The sequence below is a fragment of the Bradyrhizobium cytisi genome (genome assembly GCF_008123515.1).
Taxonomy (GTDB): Bacteria; Pseudomonadota; Alphaproteobacteria; order Rhizobiales; family Xanthobacteraceae; genus Bradyrhizobium; species Bradyrhizobium cytisi.
The window spans coordinates 1-2,010 of the sequence record NZ_VSSR01000154.1; the positions used below are offsets into that span (position 1 = coordinate 1).

The 2,010-nt window shown below is 60.3% G+C and carries 1 protein-coding gene; it reads left to right on the plus strand.

All coding sequences use genetic code 11. From position 1 onward, the window contains the following. The first annotated feature begins 157 nt into the window (after positions 1–157). The gene (locus tag FXB38_RS42110) at positions 158–1,942 is read left to right on the plus strand and encodes an IS1634 family transposase (RefSeq protein ID WP_148756719.1); all 1,785 of its coding nucleotides are present in this window, start codon (positions 158–160) and stop codon (positions 1,940–1,942) included. Positions 1,943–2,010 lie beyond the last annotated feature (68 nt).

The window sequence follows — 2,010 nt, forward strand, 5'->3', positions numbered from 1 at the left end:
CTAGCCCAACTTTCTCAACTCGCGTGCTGGAATGACAATTTTCAGGAATTTTGAGCCAAAAAGGCGAGTCGGATCAATCTGTGGGTCTCAGGAATCGCTTGTAGTGTAGACCAAGTATCTTTTTGGCCTGTTGCGATCGGCGTAGCTTTGTCGGGCCATGTTTTTGCGATCGAATCGGCGCTTCAAGGACGGCAAGGAGCACCGCTACTGGAACATCGTCGAGAACCGGCGCTGTGCCAGTGGCAAGGTGGTGCAGCGGCAGGTGCTGTATTTGGGTGAGATCGGCGACGGCCAACATGACGATTGGAGCCGCGCGATCGAAGCGTTTGACGAGGATGTGCAACGCCACACCCAGCTGTCGCTTTTTTCTGCCGATCGTGAGCTTCCCAGACAGGCCGAGGGGTACGGCGTACAGGTGCGGCTCGATGCGATGGAGTTGCATCGGCCGCGGCAGTGGGGCGCGTGCTGGCTTTCGTGTGAACTCTATGAACAGCTTGGGCTTGACCAGTTCTGGGCGGCCCGGCTGCGGCCCTCGCGCGAGGGAACGAGCTGGTGCGACATCCTGCAGACGCTGGTGTGCTACCGGCTGATCGATCCCGGTAGCGAGTGGCGTCTGCACCGGCAATGGTTTGAACAGAGCGCGATGGCGGACTTGCTGGGCGCGGATTTCATGCTGGCGGAGAAGAATGCTCTCTACCGCTGCCTCGACAAGCTCTTGCCGCACAAACAAGCACTGTTCTCCCACTTGCGACAACGCTGGGCGGATTTGTTCGGCGCCAAGTTCGAGGTGTTGCTGTACGACCTGACCAGCACCTATTTCGAATCCGCGCCCCCGGACGACGACAATGACAAGCGCCGCTTCGGCTACAGCCGTGACAAACGCAGCGATTGTGTGCAGGTGGTGATCGCGCTGATCGTCACGCCGGACGGCTTCCCGCTCGCCTATGAGGTGCTGCCGGGTAACACGGCGGACAGCACGACCTTGCGGGGATTTTTGCACAAGATCGAAACTCAGTACGGCAAGGCCCAGCGGATCTGGGTGATGGATCGCGGCATTCCCACCGAAGCGGTGCTGGCGGAGATGCGGCAGGCCGATCCGCCGGTCTCCTATCTGGTCGGAACGCCGAAGGGACGGTTGTCGAAACTGGAGAAGGCGCTGCTCGACAAACCTTGGCAGGCGGTGCGCGAGGGTGTCGACGTCAAGCTGTTGCCGCAGGACCAGGAGACCTACGTCTTGGCGCAAAGCCGCGCCCGCATCCACAAGGAACGCGCCATGCGCCGGCGCAAGCTCAGATGGCTTTGGTCACGATTGAAGCAAATCGCGAACATGAAGCTCACGCGCAAGGAGTTCCTGATGAAGCTCGGCGCCGCGCGTTCCAAGGCTCGCGCGGCGTGGCGGCTGATCGACATCGATATCGCCCCCAGCGGGACTGCGTTCAGCTTCACGCTCAACCGCGAGAAGTTGCGCCAGGTGCGCCGACATGAAGGGCGCTATTTGCTGCGCACCAATCTCGGAGATCGCGATCCCGCCGATCTCTGGCAGTTGTACATTCAACTGACCGAAGTCGAGGCTGCGTTCAAAAACCTGAAAGACGATCTCCAGCTGCGGCCGATCTATCATCAGGTCGAGCATCGGGTCGAGGCGCATATCTTCGTCGCCTTCCTCGCCTATTGCCTGCACGTCACGTTGCGGGCGCGACTGAAGCCGCTAGCCCCGGGCCTGACGTCAAGGGCGGCGCTCGACAAGATGGCCGCGGTGCAGATGCTCGACGTGCACTTCCCGACAACCGACGGACGCACGCTGATCCTCAGCCGCTATACTGAGCTCAACGCCGACCAGAAGCTGCTGCTCAAGCAACTCAAGCTCGATCTGCCGCCGCAGCCACCGCCGCGCATCAGTTCCTCACAGAGGTCCGATCGCCCACCAGGCCCAGCTCTGTAGTGGAGACTTTCGATAGATGCCTATTGATTTTATTCGACTTTTTCCTCGAGTTGAGAAAGTTGGGCTAG